Here is a 20,330-nt window from a genome sequence, read left to right on the forward strand (position 1 = left end):
TTATTTGTCTCTTCGTTTATACTTACGGTTTCCTTCCAACACCTTGATGATCCCTTTCAAGGCATCGAAATACAAGGTCAAAAATAACACAAGTGTCATACTCCAGATCACGCCGAGGTTAAAATATAACGTGTCAAACTCTGCTCCCAGGAGGTGCTTGGTGGGTTGGTATAAATTTGCGGAGAAGTCCAGCGGGTTGCTGGGTTGGTGATCGTCCTGGTAGATGGGATAGATCTTTTGCACCAGCTTTCCACCGTACTCTACAATCCGGTCGGGTGAGCCGGTATTTTTAACGGCGTCGGTTACCGCCTTGTTTACGTACCGGGCTTTGCTGGCCTCATACTCCTGGGATTTAGCGGGTGTGTTTGTATGGCTGGCAATCAACGCTTCTTTCTCTTTCGTTGCGCGGTCCATCTTGCGGGCATAATACTTCTTCAGCGAATTCAAAAAACGCGAAGTTTTAAGGTAGACCGTCGAGTCGAATTTGCCGATGGCCAGGCGGTCGACTTCGGGCAGCCGCGCGTCGCCCACAAACTTCAACTCGTTTTTGATTTCGGTTTGCAGCAGGTTGAGCGACGCTTCTACGTCGTCGTTGCGTTTTACGCGCCAGCTATTGGGGTGATTCAGGCAGTAGGCTAACCGCGATTCCAGTTGTGGTATATAGTATACCCGTTTGTAGTCCGATTCGGCGGTCACTTTGTCGAGGTCGTAGAACTCGCGCTCGAAGGGGTTATCTTTGAACTGGGTCACCATGTACGCCTCAAAGGCCCAGCGCGAGGCCATGGTCTCGCCCATGAAGGGCACGCCTACGGGCTTGCCTACCCGGGGATTGAATTTATCAAAGCTGATTACCACACCGCTCAGCAACAATTGCGGTATGACCAGTACCGGGATCAGGATATAGATCGTTACCGCGGAGTTAAACGATGCTGAAATATTGAGCCCGAGCATGTTGGCAAAACATGAGCAGCTGAACAGGATTACCCAGTAGCGAACTTCCGTGAGCGGTATTTCCAGGATCAAATTACCGATCAGGGTGAAGAGCAGGGTTTGGATCGCGGAAGAGGCAAACATGACGGCCACCTTCGACACGAGGTAGCTGCTGCGGCTCAAGTGTAAAAATTGCTCGCGTTTCAGTATAATCCGGTCGCGAAAGATTTCCTCTGCGCTCATGGTCAGGCCGAGGAACAACGCCACGACCACACTCATAAAGAAGTATACGGGCACGTTGTAGTTGTTGTAGAAGCTATAGTCCGCCTCACCGTCGAGTACGTTGTGGTACTTGACCATAAACGCGATAAAGAATGCCAGCACGGGCGCCTCCAGCACGTTGATGAGCATGTACTGGCGGTTGGCCAGCTTCGACAGGACATCGCGGGTAATAAATACTTTCCATTGTTTGAACCAATGGGGTATTTCCTGTACCACCGGCAGCTCGTTGCGTAAATGTTCGAGCCGCGGGATTTTGATCTTTTGCTTAAAGTATTGGTACCATTGCCCCGGCGATACTTTGCGGGTATTGGTCAGGCGGCCATATTCGTTTACGACCTTGGTCTCGATGATGCTGAAGATCTGTTCGGGGTTGATATTACCGCATTCCGGGCAGGCCCCCTGCATTTTGTTGGCGGCATTGATGATATCACGGAAATAGATGACGGCTTCCACGGGGTTGCCATAGTATATCTGGAAGCCCCCGACGTCCATGATGATGAGCGTATCAAACATCTTGAAGATGTCGGACGAGGGTTGGTGGATAACCACAAATACCATCTTGCCCCGCAACGACAATTCCTTGAGCAAGTCCATGATGTTTTCGGAATCGCGCGACGAAAGGCCCGATGTAGGTTCATCGACAAACAGGATGGTCGGTTCGCGCAGCAGCTCCAACGCAATGTTCAGCCGTTTGCGTTGGCCTCCGCTGATGGTCTTGTTCAACGGTGAGCCTACCTTTAGGTCACGAATCTCGGTCAGGCCCAGGTTGATCAGCGTACGCATGACGAGGTCGATGATCTGTTTATCGGCGTAGTGATTGAAGCACAGCTTGGCGGCGTAATACAGATTTTGAAATACCGTCAGCTCGTCTATCAGCAGGTCATCCTGGGGTACATAGCCAATGATGCCGTTTACCTGGTCGGAATTTTCGTGTATGTCGATCCCGTTGACGAGTACGCGACCGCTGGATGGTTTTTCAGAGCCGTTCAGTACGTTGAGGAGCGTAGACTTGCCCGAGCCACTGGCGCCCATGATGCCGATGAGCTTGCCGCCCTGTTCGGCCAGGTTGAGGTTTTGGATGCCGGCACGACCACTCTTAAAGTGGTAAAAGATGTGGTCGGCCGTGAATGTTATACCGGTACGACTATCCCCGGTCAAAAATTTACCGATGATGTCGCTATAATAAATGGGCCCTACCTTGTCACCGCGAATCGTACTGCCTGTCGGAAAGACGTCTATCTTCCGGCTTTTCAGCAAAATACTATTGAGGTACAGCGTGGTGATGCCGAGGTATTTGATGAAATACGTTTCCGCATCGGGCAGCCGAAGAATGGCGATGAGGCCAGTCAGGTCTTTCTCGATAATGCGGGGGCCGTCGTAGTGGCCGGAGCCTTCATCGATGACCAGTACCTGTTTGGACGACAGCTCGTCTATGTCCTGACCAATGATAAATTGCTGCAGGGCGTGGACATCGCCCTGGGGTATTCTGAGGGCCTGGCCGATGTAGAAGATCAGGTTCTCCTGACGGTCGGAGATCGAGGTACGGTCGATGTAGACTAACTCGATGATCTTGACCACCATGACAAGCTTTTGCTGCATGGTGAGGGCCTGGTTCACCTGTTTGATGATGTGCATGATCTTGGACCAGTCGTCCACAAACTGCTGGGTATCGGCATCGAGGTTATCGAGCTCCTGGCGGGCATTGATCTGGTTTGCCTGGCAGAATTCATCAAAGAGCTTAAGATAGTAGTTGGTGGCCTCCCGGTTGAGGTGAAGGCCCAGGAACTCCTTTATCTTGTTCCGCTCGTCTTCCGTAATGCGCTCGCGTACAACAATGGCAAAAAGTTGAATAATCGCCTTGAGTAATTCTTCACTCATAGAAAAAGTCTAGGTCGTCCAAAATAGCAATTAAAATGTAAAAGCATGCAGTTTGGAGGGCTTGCAAAAACAAAAAGAGCGGAAATTCCGCTCTTCTGGTTTTATCGGGATGTTCGGGCTTAGCCGATCTTGGTGGTGATCAGGTCGCTCAGTACAAACAGGCCTTCGCGCAGGTACTCGTCGTCCAGGTCGTCGAGGGTCTTCGGCTCCGGTATTTCCTTAGACGGAATGTGTCCTTGCAACTTGGTGTTTGAAGCTTTTTTCTGTTCAGCATCGTCCATCTCTTTTTTCCGCACGACCTCGTTCAAGGACACGCGGGTGTCTCGGTAGCTCTTTCGGATCTCATTGGTCTCTATTACAAACTGGCTCAACGACTTATCGGTTTTCAGACGTTCCTGGTAAGCTTTGTTGATGTTGCTCAGCACCTTCTCGTTGATCACGGGTGTCTTCTGGAAGAGTGTTCCGTTGATCTCGTCCCACGGCATGGCGCTGGGGCTGGCGCTTTCGCCAAATTGTTCAGGATCCAGCGGGGTCGGCAACAAGACGTCGGGTGTTACACCCTTGTTCTGGGTGCTGCTACCGGTTACGCGGTAGAATTTTTGGAACGTCAGCTTCAACTCGCCTACCTGGTTAGCCGGGTCGTTGATGAAACGATTCAGGTCGATTACGGTTTGTACAGTGCCTTTTCCAAAGGTCGACTCTCCCACTACTACGCCGCGGTGGTAATCCTGAATCGCACCGGCGAAGATCTCCGATGCCGAAGCACTGAAGCGGTTGGTCAGCACTACGAGCGGCCCGTTGTAACCGATGGCCGGGTTGTTATCCGTCATGACTTCGGTCTTGTTGACGGTGTTTCGCACCTGCACAACCGGACCATTTTTAATAAACAGGCCGGTCAGGTCGATCGCTTCTGTGAGCGAGCCACCACCGTTGTTGCGTAAGTCAAGCGCCAGACCACTGATGTTCTCGGCCTGTAGCTCTTTAATGAGACGCTGTACATCGCGGGTTGTGCTGGTATAGTTGGGATCGCCTTTTTGATAGGCTTCAAAGTCCATGTAGAAGCTCGGCAGGGTGATGACGCCCAGGCTCATGTCTTTACCATCCTTCTGGTAATGGATGATACTTTTTTTGGCCTGTTGGTCTTCCAGCTTGATCTTATCACGTACAATCTGGATTATTTTGGGCGCGCCATTCAACCCGGTTTCCGCGGGTAATATCTGCAGACGTACCGTGGTGCCTTTGGGGCCTTTGATAAGTTTTACGACGTCATCAATGCGCCATCCGATCACGTCTACCATTTCGCCGTCACCCTGGGCTACGCCGATGATGCGGTCGTTGTTGTGTACGAGCTTGCTCTTGTCAGCCGGGCCACCGGGAATAACCTCGGCAATCTTGGTATAGTCGTTCTCGGTTTGCAGTTTGGCACCGATACCTTCCAGCGACAGACTCATCTGTTGTTTGAATAGGTCGGCGGCACGCGGCGAAAAATAGTTCGTGTGGGGATCGTATGACTCGGTGATGCTGTTCATGTACATACTGAACACGTCTTCCGAATTGAATTGAAGAATGGATTTGCTAAAGCGCTCGTAACGCTCACGCAACATGCGCTCTATGTCTTCGGGGGTTTTGCCGGCCAGTTTCAGGCTGAGCGCCTGGCTTTTGACAATCTTACGCCACACTTCGTTGAGCTCTTGTTCATCTCTGGCCCACGGCTCTTTGTCACGATCGGATTCATAATACTCGTCGGATGTGTACGTGAACTGCTGTTTGAGCAGTGTTTTGAAAATATAGTCCATACGCGTGTTGAACCGCTTCCGGAACACGGCGTAGATATCGTACGCCAGGTCTACATTTTCGGCGCGGGTCAGATCGTCGATCTTATAACGAAAGGCTTCGAAGCTCTTCAGATCGGACTGTGTGAAGTACGTCTTATTATTGTCAAGGCTCTTAATAAACTCATCCAGGATGACCGAGGACATGGAATCGTTGAGCGACAGCTTACGATAGTGATTGTTGTCCAGGATGTAGGTGATTACCTTGGCTTCTTTTCCGTATACCGGTTTGGGCTTTAGGCGGGTTGTGTCCGCCACCGTCGCGGCCAGGGTCGTTGCAAACAAAGCCATGCTTGCCAATCCCGCAAAAATCATTTTCTTCATCATCACTCCCTAAATTTTTGGTAATACAAAGGGGCAAATCCCATGCCCCGATTTCTTTAACGTAAAAAGTCAGATTTATGATCCTTTTTCGGCGTCATATTCGTCCAAAAACTTTTGTGCCTGCTCCATGTTCTGGAATTCAAAAAATTTCTTTCCTGAAATGCTGGAGTGGATCTCGATCCGAACCATGTCGATGTTCTTATTACGCTTAAAGGTGTGCATGCCTGCCTTGCGGTAGTCATCTGCCTCTTTGGTGGAGATGTTGTACGCCGTTGCGCGCACGGATTTGCAATAGGAACACTGAAAATGTTTAATTAATTCGCCCGCGGCGTCTTTGCTGGGATGACGGGTGATCTCTTCTTTGACGATTTTCATTGTGTAAAACCCACAGCTGTTGCAGCGAAGGGCTTGCAGGTGGCCAGGATATTTGTCGACTTTTACCTCACCTGATTTCTCATCCATCCACACATCGTAGTCAATTGAGAACACATTCTCCTCTGCCTGCATGCCTTCTTCCAGGTGTACGTCTTCCTCTTCCTCGCTCAGCAGACGCATGGTGTTGCCATCTTTGCTGATGCGGGGCATGTACCGCCATTTGCGCAGTTTTTTATTCAGGACGGTGGGGTAATAGTAGTCGAGTACCAGGAACGCCACGTACGCTACCAGCGTACCGCCGGCAATGGACATAAACAACCGTACAAAGAACCATATCTCCACCGTGTTGAGCTTGCCCATACCATAGAGGTTAATGAACATGGTCGCCGCCACAGCAAAGCAGACAAACATTTTCTTATAGTTCCGAATCTCTTTCTTGTTGATGTAATCGTATTTGGCTTTGTAGTCCTTGATGGTGGAGACACGCAGCTTGTGTAAGAGATAGATGATGATCCCGGCAATGATCATGAGTATCGCGCCCGTTATCATCGAGGAGTGCCAAATATCAAGAAAGGGATTAGCAGTAGATTCCATAGAGGTTGTTAGTGTTTTAAATATACTGATTTAAACGAATTGCTATCTGTCAAACGTTTGTTGCTGCTCATTATTTCGGCAACGGTCATGTTCGCATGCAGCTGGTATAACGAGCATGCTTATGGACGGAGGTAGCTGGAGAGCTTTGCCTCGCCAATCACCCCCGCCCGCCTGCACATCTCCAGATTACTTATAATTAAGTGACAATCAAACACTTAAATACACCTCCACGTTCTTTATCCAGCCGGTGGGCCTGTTTGGGGCACTGAAAGAATTGTGCATTTTTACACACAAAACGTATCCACTAGTGCTCTTTTTTCGTAACATTGTGTAATAATGCACAAAATTCATGAGCGAGCATCTCCGTACCCAGATCGACCAAGAGTTCGAGCTTTTTACGCGCCGGAACTTTGAAAGCCCCACGTCCTGCAGGAATCTGGATCAGATCCGGTTCTATGTACACGAGCTTTGTCTGAAGATCGATGAGCTCGAGTCGCGGTTCCACTATGTGCCGCACGGTGCCTTCACATTGCTGGCACAATACAATGCATGCCAGAACAATATGTCGCACGTTGATTTCAGAGATCTTTAGCCATGACGCATTATGCGGTATATTCCGTCCCCTATTCCGCTGCAATACAGCTATATTTTTAGTGCCACGGCGAACGGCTCAGGCCGTATGCAGTACCATCGCATCAAGCCGGGCTTCAGCAAGCTGCGCATCAGCCGGCAGGAGTTCATAAAAGCATATAATGAGTCGCAAATCCTGGCCATCAATCCGTTACAGCTGGGCGGGCAGGATACGGTGTTTCAGTTCGAGTTTTATACGTGAGATTCTACGATGCCCGCGAGATTGGCTGGGCTATATTCGATTGATTTGATCGTTTTGTTATCCGATTTACGGTATACTAACCACTTGCCGTTCTCTTCGGTATAATAACATTCTGTACCATCTTTCTTTTTATAGTGCTCTACGGTGGCTTTTGCTTCGTCTTCTGAGCGGCAGGCTTTGCTCATGTTAGAGCGCTGCACTTCTTCGAAGAGGGCTTTGAACTTGTCGCCCAGACCAAACTCGAGAATGGCACCGGCCAATACATATTGCAAGTCGCACAGCGCGTCGGCTACTTCCACGATGTCCTTTTCCAGGATAGCGACCTCTAATTCTTTTAATTCTTCGGCCAACAGGGCTACACGCAGTTTGCAGCGGTCTTCTGAAGGGATGGTCGGTTTTTCCAGGACGGGGTGCTTAAAGGTGTTGTGGAATTCTGCTACAAGCGTCAGGGCGTCAGGTTGTTTCATAAAAAAAGTGTGGATTCAGATCGTTTTAATGTCGATTTAATGTTCCAATAAAGCGAAAGGAAAACAATTTTAAAAAAAACACGTACCTTTGGGGTAATGAAGGTTTTTAGAAACAGAGTCGTCCTTACGCTAACAACCCTGGTCACGGGTGTTCTGTTTTTGAACATGAGCTTCTTTTTAGCTGAAGTATCTGCCCTGAAGCTTACGCAAAACAAAAAAATGGTTGAGAACATCGCCAAGCTTGTCGCGGGGGCCGCTTCGGAAGAAGAGAAAGATGCATTTGGAGGCAGCGGCAGCGAAGATTTAAAAGGCGTTACCGAATTAGACCTCCTTCTCCACCACAGAACACCTCTCAGCGATTATACCGTTCTGCCTCAACAACTCACGTACATGGCCAGCCATGGCCAAAAGACATTAGCGGGTACGCGCAATACCGTGATACAACCTCCCGAGGCCTAACACGCACACTCCTATATTTTACAGATACCGCATTCACCGCCGTATCGCCACAACATTTAAGTAACGTACTAACTTACCGTCTACTGTACGCTGGCACAAGCTATTGTTATGCTTTGTGCGGCCGGCAGGAAGGTATATTCATTAACAGTTTTATTTTTTTTAACGCAATCAACGTATGGACATATATAAGTCATTATTGGAAGGCAACCGTCAGTGGGTACAAGAGAAGCTTGACGAGGATTCAGAATTCTTCACACGCCTGGCACAAGGTCAAAGCCCGCAGGTACTATGGATCGGCTGTTCTGACAGCCGCGTACCTGCGAACGAAATTACGCGCACACAGCCAGGCGACATCTTTGTTCACCGCAATATTGCGAACATGGTGGTCCATTCCGATATGAACATGCTGAGTGTGCTCGACTATTCGGTCAACATTTTGAAAGTACGACACGTCATCGTCTGCGGCCACTACGGTTGCGGTGGTGTAAAAGCCGCTATGGGCGAAGAGCAATACGGCCTGGTGGACAACTGGCTGCGTCACATCAAGGACGTGCGCGGTACGCATGCGCAAGAATTAACCGATATCAAAGACCCGGAGGCCCGCGTCAACCGGCTCGTCGAGCTGAATGTGATTGAACAAGTTCAGCACGTCGCGAAAACCTCCATTATTCAAAATGCCTGGAAAGAACGGAGCCTTCCTTTTGTACACGGTTGGGTGTACGAGCTGAAGACGGGATTGATCAAGGACCTGGACATCACCATGGATGGCCGGACTTATCATTCCCCTGTCTTCCGCATGGACGGAAAAGTAGTTACAGGTCAGGAAGCATAAACCGATTTTAGAACGTCTGCGACACATGAAATCAGAATTTTCTTTTCAGAATCTCAAGTACGATATGTCCGCCAGCCTGGTGGTCTTTTTAGTAGCCCTGCCCCTTTGTCTGGGGCTGGGGTTAGCTTCCACAGGCCGGACAGATCTCGTTTTCTCAGGCATTATTGCCGGTATAGTAGGAGGCATTATTGTAGGCGGCCTAAGCGGCTCATCCCTGGGTGTTTCCGGGCCTGCCGCCGGGCTTGTCGTGATTGTGCTGGGTGCCATTAAATTGCTGGGCAGCTTTGAGGCGCTGCTGATGGCGGTGGTCCTGGCCGGTGCACTACAACTTCTGGCGGGTTTTCTCCGGGCGGGGATCATCGCCTATTATTTTCCTTCGTCAGTTATCAAGGGCATGTTGGCGGCAATCGGCCTGACCCTGATCCTGAAAGAAATTCCCCATGCGCTGGGATACGACAAAGACTTTGTCGGCGACTTTGCCTTCACGCAGGCGGATAGCCACAATACCTTTAGTGAAATCTATTACGCAATCCGATTCAATGCCCCGGGCGCTATCCTAATTAGTATCGTTTCGCTGGCGCTGCTGATCCTGTTTGAACGGCCGTTTATGCGCAAAGTGGGACTCTTCCGGTTTCTGCCGGGTGCATTGTTTGTCGTACTGACGGGCATTCTGCTAAACGCCACGATGTCGACCATCAATCCGGCATGGATCCTTCGAGATGACCACCTGGTGCAATTACCGATGGCGTCGAATGCGAGCGAGTTCATCAGCTTTTTCAGGCTACCGGACTTTAGCGCGTTGAGCAATCCACAGGTATATGTCACAGCGTTAACCCTGGCTATTGTCGCCAGCGTGGAGACGCTGCTGTGCGTCGATGCGACTGACAAGCTCGATCCGTACAAACGCAATACGCCCACGAACCGTGAGCTGAAAGCGCAAGGCATTGGCAATATGATCTCAGGAATGATTGGCGGTTTGCCGATTACCCAGGTGATCGTGCGCAGCTCGGCCAACATCAATGCGGGTGGCCGATCGAAACTGTCGGCGATGCTGCACGGGGTTATCCTCCTGCTGTCCGCGATCTTCATTCCGCGGTTCCTGAATCTCATTCCGCTGGCGTCGCTGGCAGCCATCCTGCTGATGGTGGGGTACAAGCTTTCTAAAATATCGCTATACCGTACCATGTATAGGCTGGGTTGGGAGCAGTTCCTCCCCTTCTTCATTACGGTTGTTGCCATTCTGGCCACTGACCTGCTGAAGGGTATTGCGATCGGGATGGTCTTTGCGATCTTCTTCATTCTGCGCAAGAACTACCGGCACGCCTATCACTACGTCAAGGAGAAGAACCATGACGGCGATGTCATCAAGATCCGCCTGTCGGAAGAGGTGACGTTTTTGAATAAGGCCAGTATCCAGCTAAGCCTGGACGACCTGCCGGAGAACTCAAAAGTGATCATTGACGGGTCTCATTCCGTGGCTATCGACCACGACGTGCTGGAGATTATTCAGGACTTTAAGATGCAGACGGCCCCGAACCGAAACATCAAGGTGGAGACCATCGGCATCCGCGACGTCGAACTATCGAGCCATTAACCTAAACTTTGGAGTTGAATTCGGGGGCTGGCCGCCTGGGCCGCCCCTGGATTCTTTTCTTTTCCCTATCTTCGCCCCAAAATTTGGCGATGAAGAATTTTGTAGAAGAGCTTCGCTGGCGCGGCATGGTACACGACGTGATGCCGGGTACGGAAGAGCAGCTTAACAAAGAAGTTACAGCGGGGTATATCGGCTTTGACCCCACGGCAGATTCCCTTCACATCGGGCATCTGGTGCAGATCATGACGCTGGTGCACTTCCAACGGTGCGGGCATAAGCCTGTTGCCCTGGTTGGTGGCGCTACTGGTATGGTGGGCGACCCCTCCGGCAAATCTGCCGAGCGTAACCTCCTTTCGGAAGACGTGTTGCGTCACAACGTGGCGTGCGTACGCAAACAGCTGGAGAAGTTCCTGGATTTTACCGGTGGTGCCAGTGGTGCCGAAATGGTCAATAACTACGACTGGTTTAAGGAATTCCGCTTCCTGGATTTTATCCGTGACGTCGGTAAACACATTACAGTGAACTACATGATGGCTAAGGACTCTGTGCGGAAACGCCTGGAGGGTGAAAACGGGCTGTCGTTTACGGAATTTACGTACCAGCTGGTGCAGGGGTACGATTTCCTGTGGCTATACGAGAATAAGAATTGCAAGATCCAGATGGGTGGCTCCGATCAGTGGGGCAATATTGTGACGGGTACAGAATTGATCCGTCGGAAGTCGGATGGCAATGCGTTTGCCATGACGACCAAGCTGATCACAAAGGCTGACGGCACTAAATTTGGTAAGAGCGAAGGTGGTAACGTGTGGCTTGATCCGGCGAAGACTTCGCCGTATAAGTTCTACCAGTACTGGCTTAACGTATCGGATGAAGATGCCAAGAACTTCATTCGCATTTTTACCTTAAAAGAGCAGCAAGAGATTGAGGCTTTGATTGCTGAGCATGCTTTGGCGCCGCAAGAACGCAAGCTGCAGAAGGCGTTAGCACAGGACATCACGATCCGGGTACACTCGGAAGAGGAATATATAAAAGCCATTCAGGCGTCTAACGTGTTGTTTGGTAACTCTACGAAGGAAGACTTACAAAGCCTGGACGAAGGCACGCTACTTTCGGCTCTTGAGGGCGTAGAGCAGACGAGCATCAGCCGCGCCGATTACAACGCCACTGCTACTGTTACCGATCTGCTTTCGGTTGCCACGGGTTGCCTGGTGTTTCCCTCCAAAGGTGAGGCCCGTAAGATGATCCAAGCGGGTGGCGTGAGTATCAACAAAGTGAAGCTGACCGATCCCAACCAGAATCCCTCGTTCGATCTGTTACAGAACAAGTACCTGATTGCGCAAAAGGGTAAGAAGAATTATTATCTGATTACTATACAATAGCCACTCCTGTAACGTTGATAATAGAAAGACCGCCTCTTGAGAGACGGTCTTTTTTATTAATCCTTTTTAATCCTCCGAAAGACGTTAGTATTAGTCGCCGCCGAAGATCTTATAGCCCAGTGAGATCTGGATGACACCGTTCTTGACATCCGCATCATCATCGTCGGCAATGTTTGACAGACCAAGGGTATAGCGGGCTGTGGCATTCAGTTTTCCGAAGTTGCCACCAATGCCTACGTTGAAGCCAAGATCAGAGCTTTTGTAGAAGTCTTTTACATCCTCGCCGTCCAACTCGTCTACATCGGATGATTTAAGCTTGGCGCTCATGAGCAGACCGAGTTGCGGGCCTGCATGAACGTTAAATGCTCCGAAGGAGTACATCAGGTTTACCGGGATGGACAGGTAATTCAAATTGGTTGTAACATCATAATCATCGCCGGCAATCTCTTCGGAGGTCTTGTAGCCTACGGAGTTGAACAGCAGTTCAGGCTGCAGGGAGAGTGCGTCGGAGAACGCGACATTCAAGTACCCGCCTACGTGGAAGCCTATGCGCATGTCTGCTTCATCTACATCATCGCCGTTTACATTGGCCAGGTTTACACCGGCCTTTGCACCAATGCTGATCTGAGCAAAAAGTGTCGCAGTGCACAAAGCCACTGCCGCAACCGTTAAGAATAGTTTTTTCATAAAGGGAGTTTTATGGTTTAAAAAATAATGAACGAAGTTCTATAGAACCTCGCATTAATGCAAACGTTTGAACATCAATTTAACGTACATTCTTGTTCGTACAACTACTAAACTGGAAACAAAAAGGCCTTCCCGTATAACCGGAAAGGCCCTTTAATGCCGATATTATTTATAGACTACTTGCCTAACTTGATAAGTTTATAGCCCACGGAAATCTGCCATACCTGGTTCTTAATTTTGCTCAATGTAGGGTCATCTTCATCGATCTTGCTCAAGCCCAGATTGTAGCGAGCGTCAAGCGTCAAGCCAAAGGGAAGATCCCAACCGGCACCCATCGCCAGGCTAATATCGGAGCTTTTCACTGCATCTTTAACATCCTGATCTTCAATCTCAGCACGCGAGAGGAACCCGAACTGAGGGCCTGCTTGGAGGTTGATACCAGCGATTGTATATAATTTAATAATGATGGGAATGTTGATGTAACTGAAGTTCGCATCAAAATCGCCAGTGTTTGTTTTGATCTTGCTGCCTTGCTGTGAAAAGAGGATCTCGGGTTGTATACCGATCTTGGTCAGTTTGATCAAGCCAAAGGCGCCGAAGTGATAGCCGGTACGATTCTCGAACGTTCCCTCTGCGCTGGTACCGTCGAGTTTTGCAAAGTTGGGACCGGCTTTAATACCGATGGCCAGCTGGGCTTGTGCAAAAGTGTACATTGTGGCCAGCAGGAAAAATGAGGTAATAATGATTTTTTTCATAATCAGTTGTTTAAACAAGTCTCTCACAACAAAGATAGTGCCTTATACACTAAAAAACCTCTCCCGGTGGGGAGAGGTCTTCTAATTGTTTAATAATTCGTTAGTTACCAATGATATAGCGGAAGCCGAGGGTCGGGTTGAACGAATCCACGCCGAAAACGAACTCAGATTGCTTGTCATCGTCCGAGTCAGAATCTTTGTCGGGGTCGACAGATGTGTAGGATATTCCACTTAATTCGAAGTCCAACGACCATTTATCGCTGATGAAATATGCGAATCCAGGAGATGCGCGGAAGCGGAACATGCCTGATTTCGTTTCGTCGAAATCCTCCGGATCTACTTTCCGGGAGCCAAAACCAAGAGCACCTTCTACAAAGAAAGCAAACTTGTCGTTGGGGGTGAACATATAGTAGCGTGCGAAGGGCTCGAACAAAAAATCTGTTACTTTATATTCGCCATTGAATTCGTCCCAATTCTCGCGGTTGCTGCTAGCGAAGTCCAGGTTAAGGCCGACGGCAAAATTATCGGCAACAAAATAACCAAAGGACGGGGTAAAAGAGAATGTGTTGTTTGTTGCATCGTCGCCTGCCGTCTCTTGTTTCTGAGAAGTGTACCCGATGCCACCACCCAGTAACATGTTACCGGCTGTTGTTTGTGCCTGGGCATAGCCCGCAACGCCTACAGCGAGCACGCAAATCGAGAGAAGTTTTTTCATACGTGTTGTTTGTTGTTTAGATGTGTTTAATTTATTACATCAACTATACGGAAAACAATCGTATTGGTTACTTATATAATTCGATAAACCTGCATCTCGCTTCATCAGGAAGCATCATGTATAGTCGGTTCGTCTTCTCTTGCCGGCTGTTAATCGAGAATATTGTATGTTTATTATCTTCCCACCTCCCCCAGCTTATACCTTATTTATGTAAAAAAATTAACATAAAAGCAACAACGGCGGGCTTCGACATTGCTATTCTGCAATAATCTGACACCGCCGTTGATCCGTTGATTTCGCTCAACGATACCGTTGTGAATTGATACCCCATAACAATGGGGCTACCCGTTATTTACCAATAAAATGGCGAAAACCCAGGTAAGGATTTAGCGACGATACGCCAAACATGAAACTGGAGGTTTTGCCGTTTCCTGCATCAGCATCTGTCCGCTGATCACTGGAGGAATAGGAAATGCCGCTCAACTGCAAATCCAGTGCCCATTTATCACTAAGGAAATAACTAAAACCGGGTGAAAGACGCGCCGTGAAGATATTCGTTTTAAATTCGTCATCATTTGTACCTCTGAACTTTGCAACACCAAAACCCACCGCGGCTTCAGCATTGAATGCAAATTTTGCGTTCGAAGTAAACATGTAGTAGCGGACGAATGGCGCTATGGTTGTATTGGTATTTTTTGCATCTGTATCGATCGCATCCAGGTAATCAAAGTTGGACTTGATTTGTGAGAAGTTCGTCTCCAACCCAACCGCCAGATTGTCGACCACGAAATAACCGAATTGCTGATTGGCATTGAACGTCTTATGCTTTGACTCCCCATACACAGACTCGCTCGTCTGCGTTGAATATCCAACATTACCGCCGATCATCATCTTGCCGGCTGTTACCTGTGCCTGTACATACCCCGCCATGAGCGCCAGTGCGCAAAATGCTAAAAGCTTTCTCATAACCACTACTTACCGATAAAGTAGCGAAAACCTAAAGAAGGATTCAGTGACGATGCGCCGAATTTGAAAGACGAGCTTTTATCGTTTTCCGCGTCATCATCTGTATTTGGATCATTCGAGGAGTAGGCTATACCACTCAACTGCAGGTCAAGCGCCCATTTCTCGTTAAAGAAGTAATTGAAGCCCGGCGATAAGCGCGTATTGAAGCTTTTACCCTTAATATCCTCGTCGCTGTAATAGGGATCAGTCCTGGAAAAGCCTATGCCTACCGAGGCCTCTGCATAAAAGGCAAACTTTTCGTTTGGTGTGAACACATAGTAGCGGACAAACGGCGCCAGGATTGTTTCACTCGATGTAGCTTCATCGTCGACATTATACGGGATATTATCGCTATTTTTTTGATGGGTATAATTCACCGAAAGTCCAATACCCAGGTTGTCCGCAACAAAATAACCGAACTGCGGATTGATGGTAAGTGTTTTCGACTCTATTTCGCGATCTACCCCCCAATTACTTTTTTGAGACTGATACCCAATATTACCGCCGAACATCATTCCTCCCGCATTGGTCTGTGCTTGTACATATCCCACGGTCAGCGCCAGCGCGCAAAGTGCTAAAAGTTTTTTCATACGTGTTTTTTCTGGTTAGATAGTTATAGTATAGATATACTGCCTAACTCGAAAAACCGTGCCAAAAACATTTATTGCAAAAATCGGAGCAACTCGGGATCAACGGCATGGGGAAGCGTGACTTGCATTGCGCTACTTTGCTTCACCCGATTAATGGAAAATATAGCGTGTTCATTACCCGCCCATGCTCTTCGGGCAATGCCATTATTGACATCAAAAAATAGCATAGACCGCAAGCGGCGTTCGGCTTCTATGCTGCCGTCCAGCAACATGCCAAAGCCGCCGTTGATCACTTCGCCCCACCCCACACCGCCACCATTGTGGATCGACACCCAGGTGGCGCCCCGGAAAGAGTCGCCAATGACGTTATGTACGGCCATGTCGGCAGTGAAACGTGAGCCGTCGTAAATATTGGAAGTTTCGCGGTATGGACTGTCCGTGCCGGAGACGTCATGATGATCGCGCCCCAATACTATTGCACCGACGCGCCCCACGCGAATAGCATTGTTGAGGGCCAGTGCCAGGGCAATACGGCCGGCGGCATCGGCATAGAGTATACGCGCTTTGGATCCTACCACCAGCTTATTCTGTTGGGCCTGGCGAATCCATTGGATGTTATCCTGGAGTTGCGGATGTATCTCCGGAGGCGCCTCGCGTAGCATCGACTCCAACACTTCTGCGGCCAGCCTGTCCGTGACGGCCAGGTCTTCGTCTTTACCGGAGGTACATACCCAGCGGAAGGGGCCAAAACCGTAGTCAAAACATAGCGGTCCCATGATGTCTTGTACATAGGAAGGATATCGGAAGTTGATACCGTCGGCGGCCATAACGTCGGCGCCGGCGCGGGAGGCCTCGAGCAGGAATGCATTGCCGTAGTCGAAGAAATAGGTGCCACGTGTCGTGTGCTTATGGATCGCTCGGGCGTGTCGGCGTAAGGATTCCTGCACCTGATCACGAAATGCTGCGGGATCTTCGGCCATGAGCTTGTTGGCATCGTCAAAGCTCATGCCCGCAGGATAATAACCACCGGCCCATGGGTTGTGCAACGAGGTCTGGTCAGAGCCCAGATCAATGTATAGCTGCTCCTGGTCGAACTTCTCCCATACATCTACGATATTGCCCTGGTAGGCAATTGATACAACCTCTTTCTTTGCTTGCGCCGCGCGTACGCGCACGCATAGTTTATCCAGATCGTCTGTGATCTCGTCTACCCAGCCCTGGGCATGCCGTTTTTCGGTAGCCTGGCGGTTTACGTCTGCGACTACCGATATACATCCGGCGATATTGCCGGCCTTGGGTTGTGCGCCGCTCATGCCGCCGAGGCCTGATGTAACAAACAGCTTGCCTGCGAGGCCCTCTCCTGCCCGACTGATCATACGGCCGGCATTAAGTATCGTGATGGTTGTGCCGTGTACTATGCCTTGCGGGCCGATGTACATGTACGACCCTGCGGTCATCTGTCCGTATTGTGTTACGCCGAGCGCATTGAATCGCTCCCAATCATCTTGCTTTGAATAGTTGGGGATCATCATGCCGTTGGTGACCACTACACGCGGTGCTTCGGGCGACGACGGAAATAACCCCATGGGGTGCCCCGAGTACATATGTAGCGTTTGGTCGTTGGTGATCCTCGACAAGTATTGCATGGTAAGCCGGTATTGGGCCCAGTTCTGAAATACTGCACCGTTGCCACCGTAGGTAATCAACTCGTGGGCGTGTTGGGCAACGGCAGGATCCAGATTGTTCTGGATCATGAGCATGATTGCGGCGGCCTGCGGGGACTGCGCGGGGTATTCGTGCAGCGGTCGGGCATGCATGGCATAGTCGGGCCGGAAGCGGTGCATATAGATCCGTCCATGGGTGATCAGCTCCTGGTAAAATTCCGGCGCGAGCACGGCATGGTGCTGCGGATGGAAGTAACGCAACGCGTTTTGTACCGCCAGCTTTTTCTCCGCGGGTGTGAGTATGTCTTTCCGCCGGGGCGCGTGGCTCACGGTAGGGTCATACGCTTTTGCCGGTGGCAGTACATCGGGAATGCCTTCGCGTATCTGCTCCTGGAAGGAACGTGTGGTCATATTGCTTTTTTCTGTTGGAAGTCGGCTGCTGTGAAGTGTTCCCTGGTAAACTCGTACCCAATGGTAAACAGCTCGCGCGCCCGTCCCAACTCAAAACCACTCACCTTCCCCACTTCGGGCGGCTCGATCAGTATATCACAAAGTCCTTTGCTTTCGGTTGTATTGCCGTTGATTGCAATGAGTAAGCTTCGCTCGATCACGTTTTTGAAATTCTTCACATCGAATTCTGTTCCGATGTGATTACAGTGCGAGCCGATCAAGAGGTCGCATTCCTTGCGGATCTGCGCGGCGGGCATGTTGTCCGCGAGGCCGCCATCGACGTAGGTCTTACCGTTTACGTGTACGGGGTTGAAGACAGCCGGTACACAACATGATGCAATAATGGCAGGGATCAGCTCGCCGGAGCGGAAGTAGTCGGCGCTGCCGCGGCGAATGTCGGTCGCGGCAATGACGAGCGGGATCTTTAGCGCTTCGAACGAGTTCTCCGGTATAAATTTTGCCAGCACGCTGCTTAACCCTTCGAGGTTTAGTAGCCCCGTCATGGCCCAGGCCGGCCGTATCGAACGGAAGAAGCTCGTTGCCAATATTGCTTCGAGAATCTTATCGGGTGAATAACCGTACGCATAGAGCGCGCCGACGATCGACCCTGCGCTCGTACCGGCCATACAGCTGACCTCGACCCCCATTTCTTCCAATGCCTTTAATACGCCGATGTGAGAAATGCCTCTGGCGCCTCCCCCGGAAAGAACAACTCCGATTTTCATGCTGAAATTATTTTAGCGGATGTCCGCTAGCGAAAATGTTTGATCTACCCGCACACCCTTCTCGGTACGTTTTACTGTACAACATTCATGCACAGGGTCGTGCTCAAAAAAAAGTATATAGCCCTGGTCGGCGGCTTCGTTGAGAAACGCCTCTTTTTCCTCCAATGTCAGGAGTGGCCGTGTATCGTAGCCCATCACATACGGTAATGGTATGTGGCCAATGGATGGCAACAGGTCTGCCATGTATACCAATGTCTTGCCTTTATACCGGATCTTGGGAATCATCATTTTTTCGGTATGGCCGGAGACTGACAAGATGTCGAACTGCGGAAAGGTCGCGGCCACTGGCTCCACAAACTTCAGGTGGCCACTTTGCTGCATCGGTTCAATATTCTCGCGAATAAAGCTTGCTTTCTCGCGCGGGTTGGGCCGTGTGGCCCACGTCCAATGGTCGGCGTTTGACCAATACGTCGCGTTTTTGAACGTCAGCTCCAATTTGGCGTTTTCATACCGCACACCACCGCCGCAGTGGTCGAAGTGCAGGTGCGTCAGGAACATATCGGTTACATCACCTTCCGAGAAGCCCGCTTTTTGCAGCGACCCGATGAGCGAGTCGCCGCCATGCAGGTGGTAATGGCTAAAGAATTTTTCGTCTTGTTTGGTGCCTATGCCGTTGTCAATCAGGATCAGCTTGTTGCCGTCTTCGATCAGCAGGCAACGCATGGCCCAGGTGCAGAGATTACTTTCGTCTGCAGGGTTGGTCTTTTGCCAGAGGCTCTTGGGTACGACGCCAAACATGGCGCCGCCGTCGAGTTTAAATAAACCGGTATTGATTACGTGGAGCCTCATGCCTGGCTATTCGCGCACAACGCCCATAGAACAGAACTTATCAATGCGTTGCTCGATGAGTGTTTCAGGGTTAATCTTCTGCAGCTCGGCCGTTGTTTCAAGGATTACCCGCTTTACTTCGTGGGCCATCCATTTCACATCGGTATGGGCACCGCCCAGGGGCTCGCGGATGATGCCATCTACCAGCTTGAGCGTCGACATGTCTTTAGCGGTGAGCTTCAGGAGCTCGGCAGCCTGTTCTTTATAGTCCCAGCTGCGCCACAGGATGGTGGAGCAATTTTCGGGTGAAATCACTGAATACCAGGAGTTTTCAAGCATCAATACACGGTCGCCGATGCCGATACCCAGCGCGCCGCCGGAAGCACCCTCACCGATCACGATACAGATCACGGGCACTTTCAGACCAAACATCTCCTTCAGGTTGCGGGCAATGGCTTCACCCTGGCCACGCTCTTCTGCCTCCAGGCCGGGAAAGGCACCTGGGGTATCGATGAAGGTGACGATGGGCTTGTTGAACTTCTCGGCCATTTTCATGAGCCGGAGTGCCTTGCGGTAACCTTCCGGATTTGCCATGCCGAAGTTACGGAGCTGGCGTTGCTTGGTGTTGCGGCCCTTTTGCTGACCAATCAGCATAAAGGTTTGCCCTTCAATGGTGCCGAAGCCGCCTACCATGGCCTTGTCGTCCGCAACCGTACGGTCGCCGTGAATTTCTATAAAATCAGATGTGATCTCGTAGATGTAATCCAAGGTGTACGGGCGGTCTGGATGCCTGGAAAGCTGTACCCGTTGCCAACCTGTCAAATTTTGAAAGGTCTCTTTCTTCAGGTCGAGAATTTTCTTTTCGAGTGCTTTCACAGCTGCTTGTACTTCCTTGTCGCTGTCGCTGGCCAAGCTCTGCATATCTCCTAATTTCGCCTCCAAGGCAGCGATCGGCTTTTCAAAATCCAATAGCATATAGTGGTTTTTGTCGGCACAAAGTTAAAAGGATTGTGAAATATCGGTAATGAATCTCCGGAAAAGTGCGGATTTATCAAAAAAGGTGCCGTCTGGGGGAAAAGAAAAGTGGAAGCGCTCCTGGCTGAGCTGCTTCCACCTTTAATAAGCTAACGGTT

Annotated in this window: 19 protein-coding genes; 6 read left to right on the forward strand and 13 right to left on the reverse strand. The window is 50.1% G+C overall.

Annotation, left to right across the window (positions count from 1 at the left end; all coding sequences use genetic code 11):
- The 3 genes from K7P01_RS22645 to K7P01_RS22655 form a co-directional block, all read right to left on the reverse strand.
- Nucleotides 1-3,090 carry an ATP-binding cassette domain-containing protein gene (locus K7P01_RS22645; protein ID WP_267296860.1) on the reverse strand — a complete coding sequence of 1,030 codons (3,090 nt, stop codon included), beginning with the start codon at nt 3,088-3,090 and terminating at the stop codon, nt 1-3.
- Nucleotides 3,091-3,209: 119 nt separating this feature from the next.
- Nucleotides 3,210-5,249, reverse strand: a complete 2,040-nt coding sequence (locus K7P01_RS22650) for a carboxy terminal-processing peptidase (RefSeq protein WP_267296861.1) — start codon at nt 5,247-5,249, stop codon at nt 3,210-3,212.
- Nucleotides 5,250-5,321: 72 nt separating this feature from the next.
- The gene (locus K7P01_RS22655; protein WP_267296862.1) at nt 5,322-6,215 is read right to left on the reverse strand and encodes a hypothetical protein; all 894 of its coding nucleotides are present in this window, start codon (nt 6,213-6,215) and stop codon (nt 5,322-5,324) included.
- A 349-nt stretch (nt 6,216-6,564) separates the two neighbouring features.
- On the opposite strand from K7P01_RS22655, the gene K7P01_RS22660 reads away from it, so the two are divergent.
- Nucleotides 6,565-6,807, forward strand: coding sequence for a hypothetical protein (locus tag K7P01_RS22660; RefSeq protein ID WP_267296863.1), 243 nt, complete (start codon nt 6,565-6,567; stop codon nt 6,805-6,807).
- 12 nt (nt 6,808-6,819) lie between these two features.
- Entirely contained in the window at nt 6,820-7,047 is a 228-nt protein-coding gene (locus tag K7P01_RS22665) for a hypothetical protein (RefSeq protein ID WP_254084103.1), read from the forward strand.
- Here K7P01_RS22665 and K7P01_RS22670 read toward each other — a convergent pair.
- The gene (locus tag K7P01_RS22670; RefSeq protein WP_267296864.1) at nt 7,038-7,514 is read right to left on the reverse strand and encodes a nucleoside triphosphate pyrophosphohydrolase family protein; all 477 of its coding nucleotides are present in this window, start codon (nt 7,512-7,514) and stop codon (nt 7,038-7,040) included. The genes K7P01_RS22665 and K7P01_RS22670 overlap by 10 nt on opposite strands.
- Before the next feature lie 96 nt (nt 7,515-7,610).
- On the opposite strand from K7P01_RS22670, the gene K7P01_RS22675 reads away from it, so the two are divergent.
- From K7P01_RS22675 to tyrS, 4 genes are all read left to right on the forward strand, one after another.
- On the forward strand, nt 7,611-7,973 hold the full coding sequence (locus K7P01_RS22675) for a hypothetical protein (protein ID WP_267296865.1): 363 nt from the start codon (nt 7,611-7,613) through the stop codon (nt 7,971-7,973).
- Between the two features lie 175 nt (nt 7,974-8,148).
- Nucleotides 8,149-8,805 carry a carbonic anhydrase gene (locus tag K7P01_RS22680; protein WP_267296866.1) on the forward strand — a complete coding sequence of 219 codons (657 nt, stop codon included), beginning with the start codon at nt 8,149-8,151 and terminating at the stop codon, nt 8,803-8,805.
- A gap of 25 nt (nt 8,806-8,830) precedes the next feature.
- Nucleotides 8,831-10,399, forward strand: a complete 1,569-nt coding sequence (locus K7P01_RS22685; RefSeq protein WP_267296867.1) for a SulP family inorganic anion transporter — start codon at nt 8,831-8,833, stop codon at nt 10,397-10,399.
- An 89-nt stretch (nt 10,400-10,488) separates the two neighbouring features.
- Nucleotides 10,489-11,778: a tyrosine--tRNA ligase gene (gene tyrS, locus K7P01_RS22690; RefSeq protein WP_267296868.1), complete on the forward strand. Its 1,290-nt coding sequence runs from the start codon at nt 10,489-10,491 to the stop codon at nt 11,776-11,778.
- A gap of 90 nt (nt 11,779-11,868) precedes the next feature.
- Here the strand turns inward: tyrS and K7P01_RS22695 are convergent, their stop codons facing one another.
- The 9 genes from K7P01_RS22695 to K7P01_RS22735 form a co-directional block, all read right to left on the reverse strand.
- Complete coding sequence (locus tag K7P01_RS22695; RefSeq protein WP_267296869.1) at nt 11,869-12,465, reverse strand: porin family protein; 597 nt, start codon at nt 12,463-12,465, stop codon at nt 11,869-11,871.
- Between the two features lie 176 nt (nt 12,466-12,641).
- Nucleotides 12,642-13,220, reverse strand: a complete 579-nt coding sequence (locus K7P01_RS22700; RefSeq protein ID WP_267296870.1) for a porin family protein — start codon at nt 13,218-13,220, stop codon at nt 12,642-12,644.
- A 100-nt stretch (nt 13,221-13,320) separates the two neighbouring features.
- Nucleotides 13,321-13,935: a porin family protein gene (locus K7P01_RS22705; RefSeq protein WP_267296871.1), complete on the reverse strand. Its 615-nt coding sequence runs from the start codon at nt 13,933-13,935 to the stop codon at nt 13,321-13,323.
- A gap of 348 nt (nt 13,936-14,283) precedes the next feature.
- Nucleotides 14,284-14,901, reverse strand: coding sequence for a porin family protein (locus K7P01_RS22710; protein ID WP_267296872.1), 618 nt, complete (start codon nt 14,899-14,901; stop codon nt 14,284-14,286).
- Nucleotides 14,902-14,906: 5 nt separating this feature from the next.
- Nucleotides 14,907-15,530: a porin family protein gene (locus K7P01_RS22715; protein ID WP_267296873.1), complete on the reverse strand. Its 624-nt coding sequence runs from the start codon at nt 15,528-15,530 to the stop codon at nt 14,907-14,909.
- 71 nt (nt 15,531-15,601) lie between these two features.
- Nucleotides 15,602-17,605 (reverse strand): urocanate hydratase, encoded by a 2,004-nt coding sequence (locus K7P01_RS22720; protein ID WP_267296874.1) that lies wholly within the window; start codon nt 17,603-17,605, stop codon nt 15,602-15,604.
- Entirely contained in the window at nt 17,602-18,369 is a 768-nt protein-coding gene (locus K7P01_RS22725) for a patatin-like phospholipase family protein (protein ID WP_267296875.1), read from the reverse strand. Before K7P01_RS22725 ends, K7P01_RS22720 begins: the two co-directional genes overlap by 4 nt.
- A gap of 12 nt (nt 18,370-18,381) precedes the next feature.
- Nucleotides 18,382-19,218, reverse strand: a complete 837-nt coding sequence (locus K7P01_RS22730) for an MBL fold metallo-hydrolase (RefSeq protein ID WP_267296876.1) — start codon at nt 19,216-19,218, stop codon at nt 18,382-18,384.
- A 6-nt stretch (nt 19,219-19,224) separates the two neighbouring features.
- Nucleotides 19,225-20,172 (reverse strand): acetyl-CoA carboxylase carboxyltransferase subunit alpha, encoded by a 948-nt coding sequence (locus K7P01_RS22735; protein WP_267296877.1) that lies wholly within the window; start codon nt 20,170-20,172, stop codon nt 19,225-19,227.
- Between the last annotated feature and the right edge of the window lie 158 nt (nt 20,173-20,330).

Source organism: Parachryseolinea silvisoli (assembly GCF_021190955.1).
Classification (GTDB): domain Bacteria; phylum Bacteroidota; class Bacteroidia; order Cytophagales; family Cyclobacteriaceae; genus Ohtaekwangia; species Ohtaekwangia silvisoli.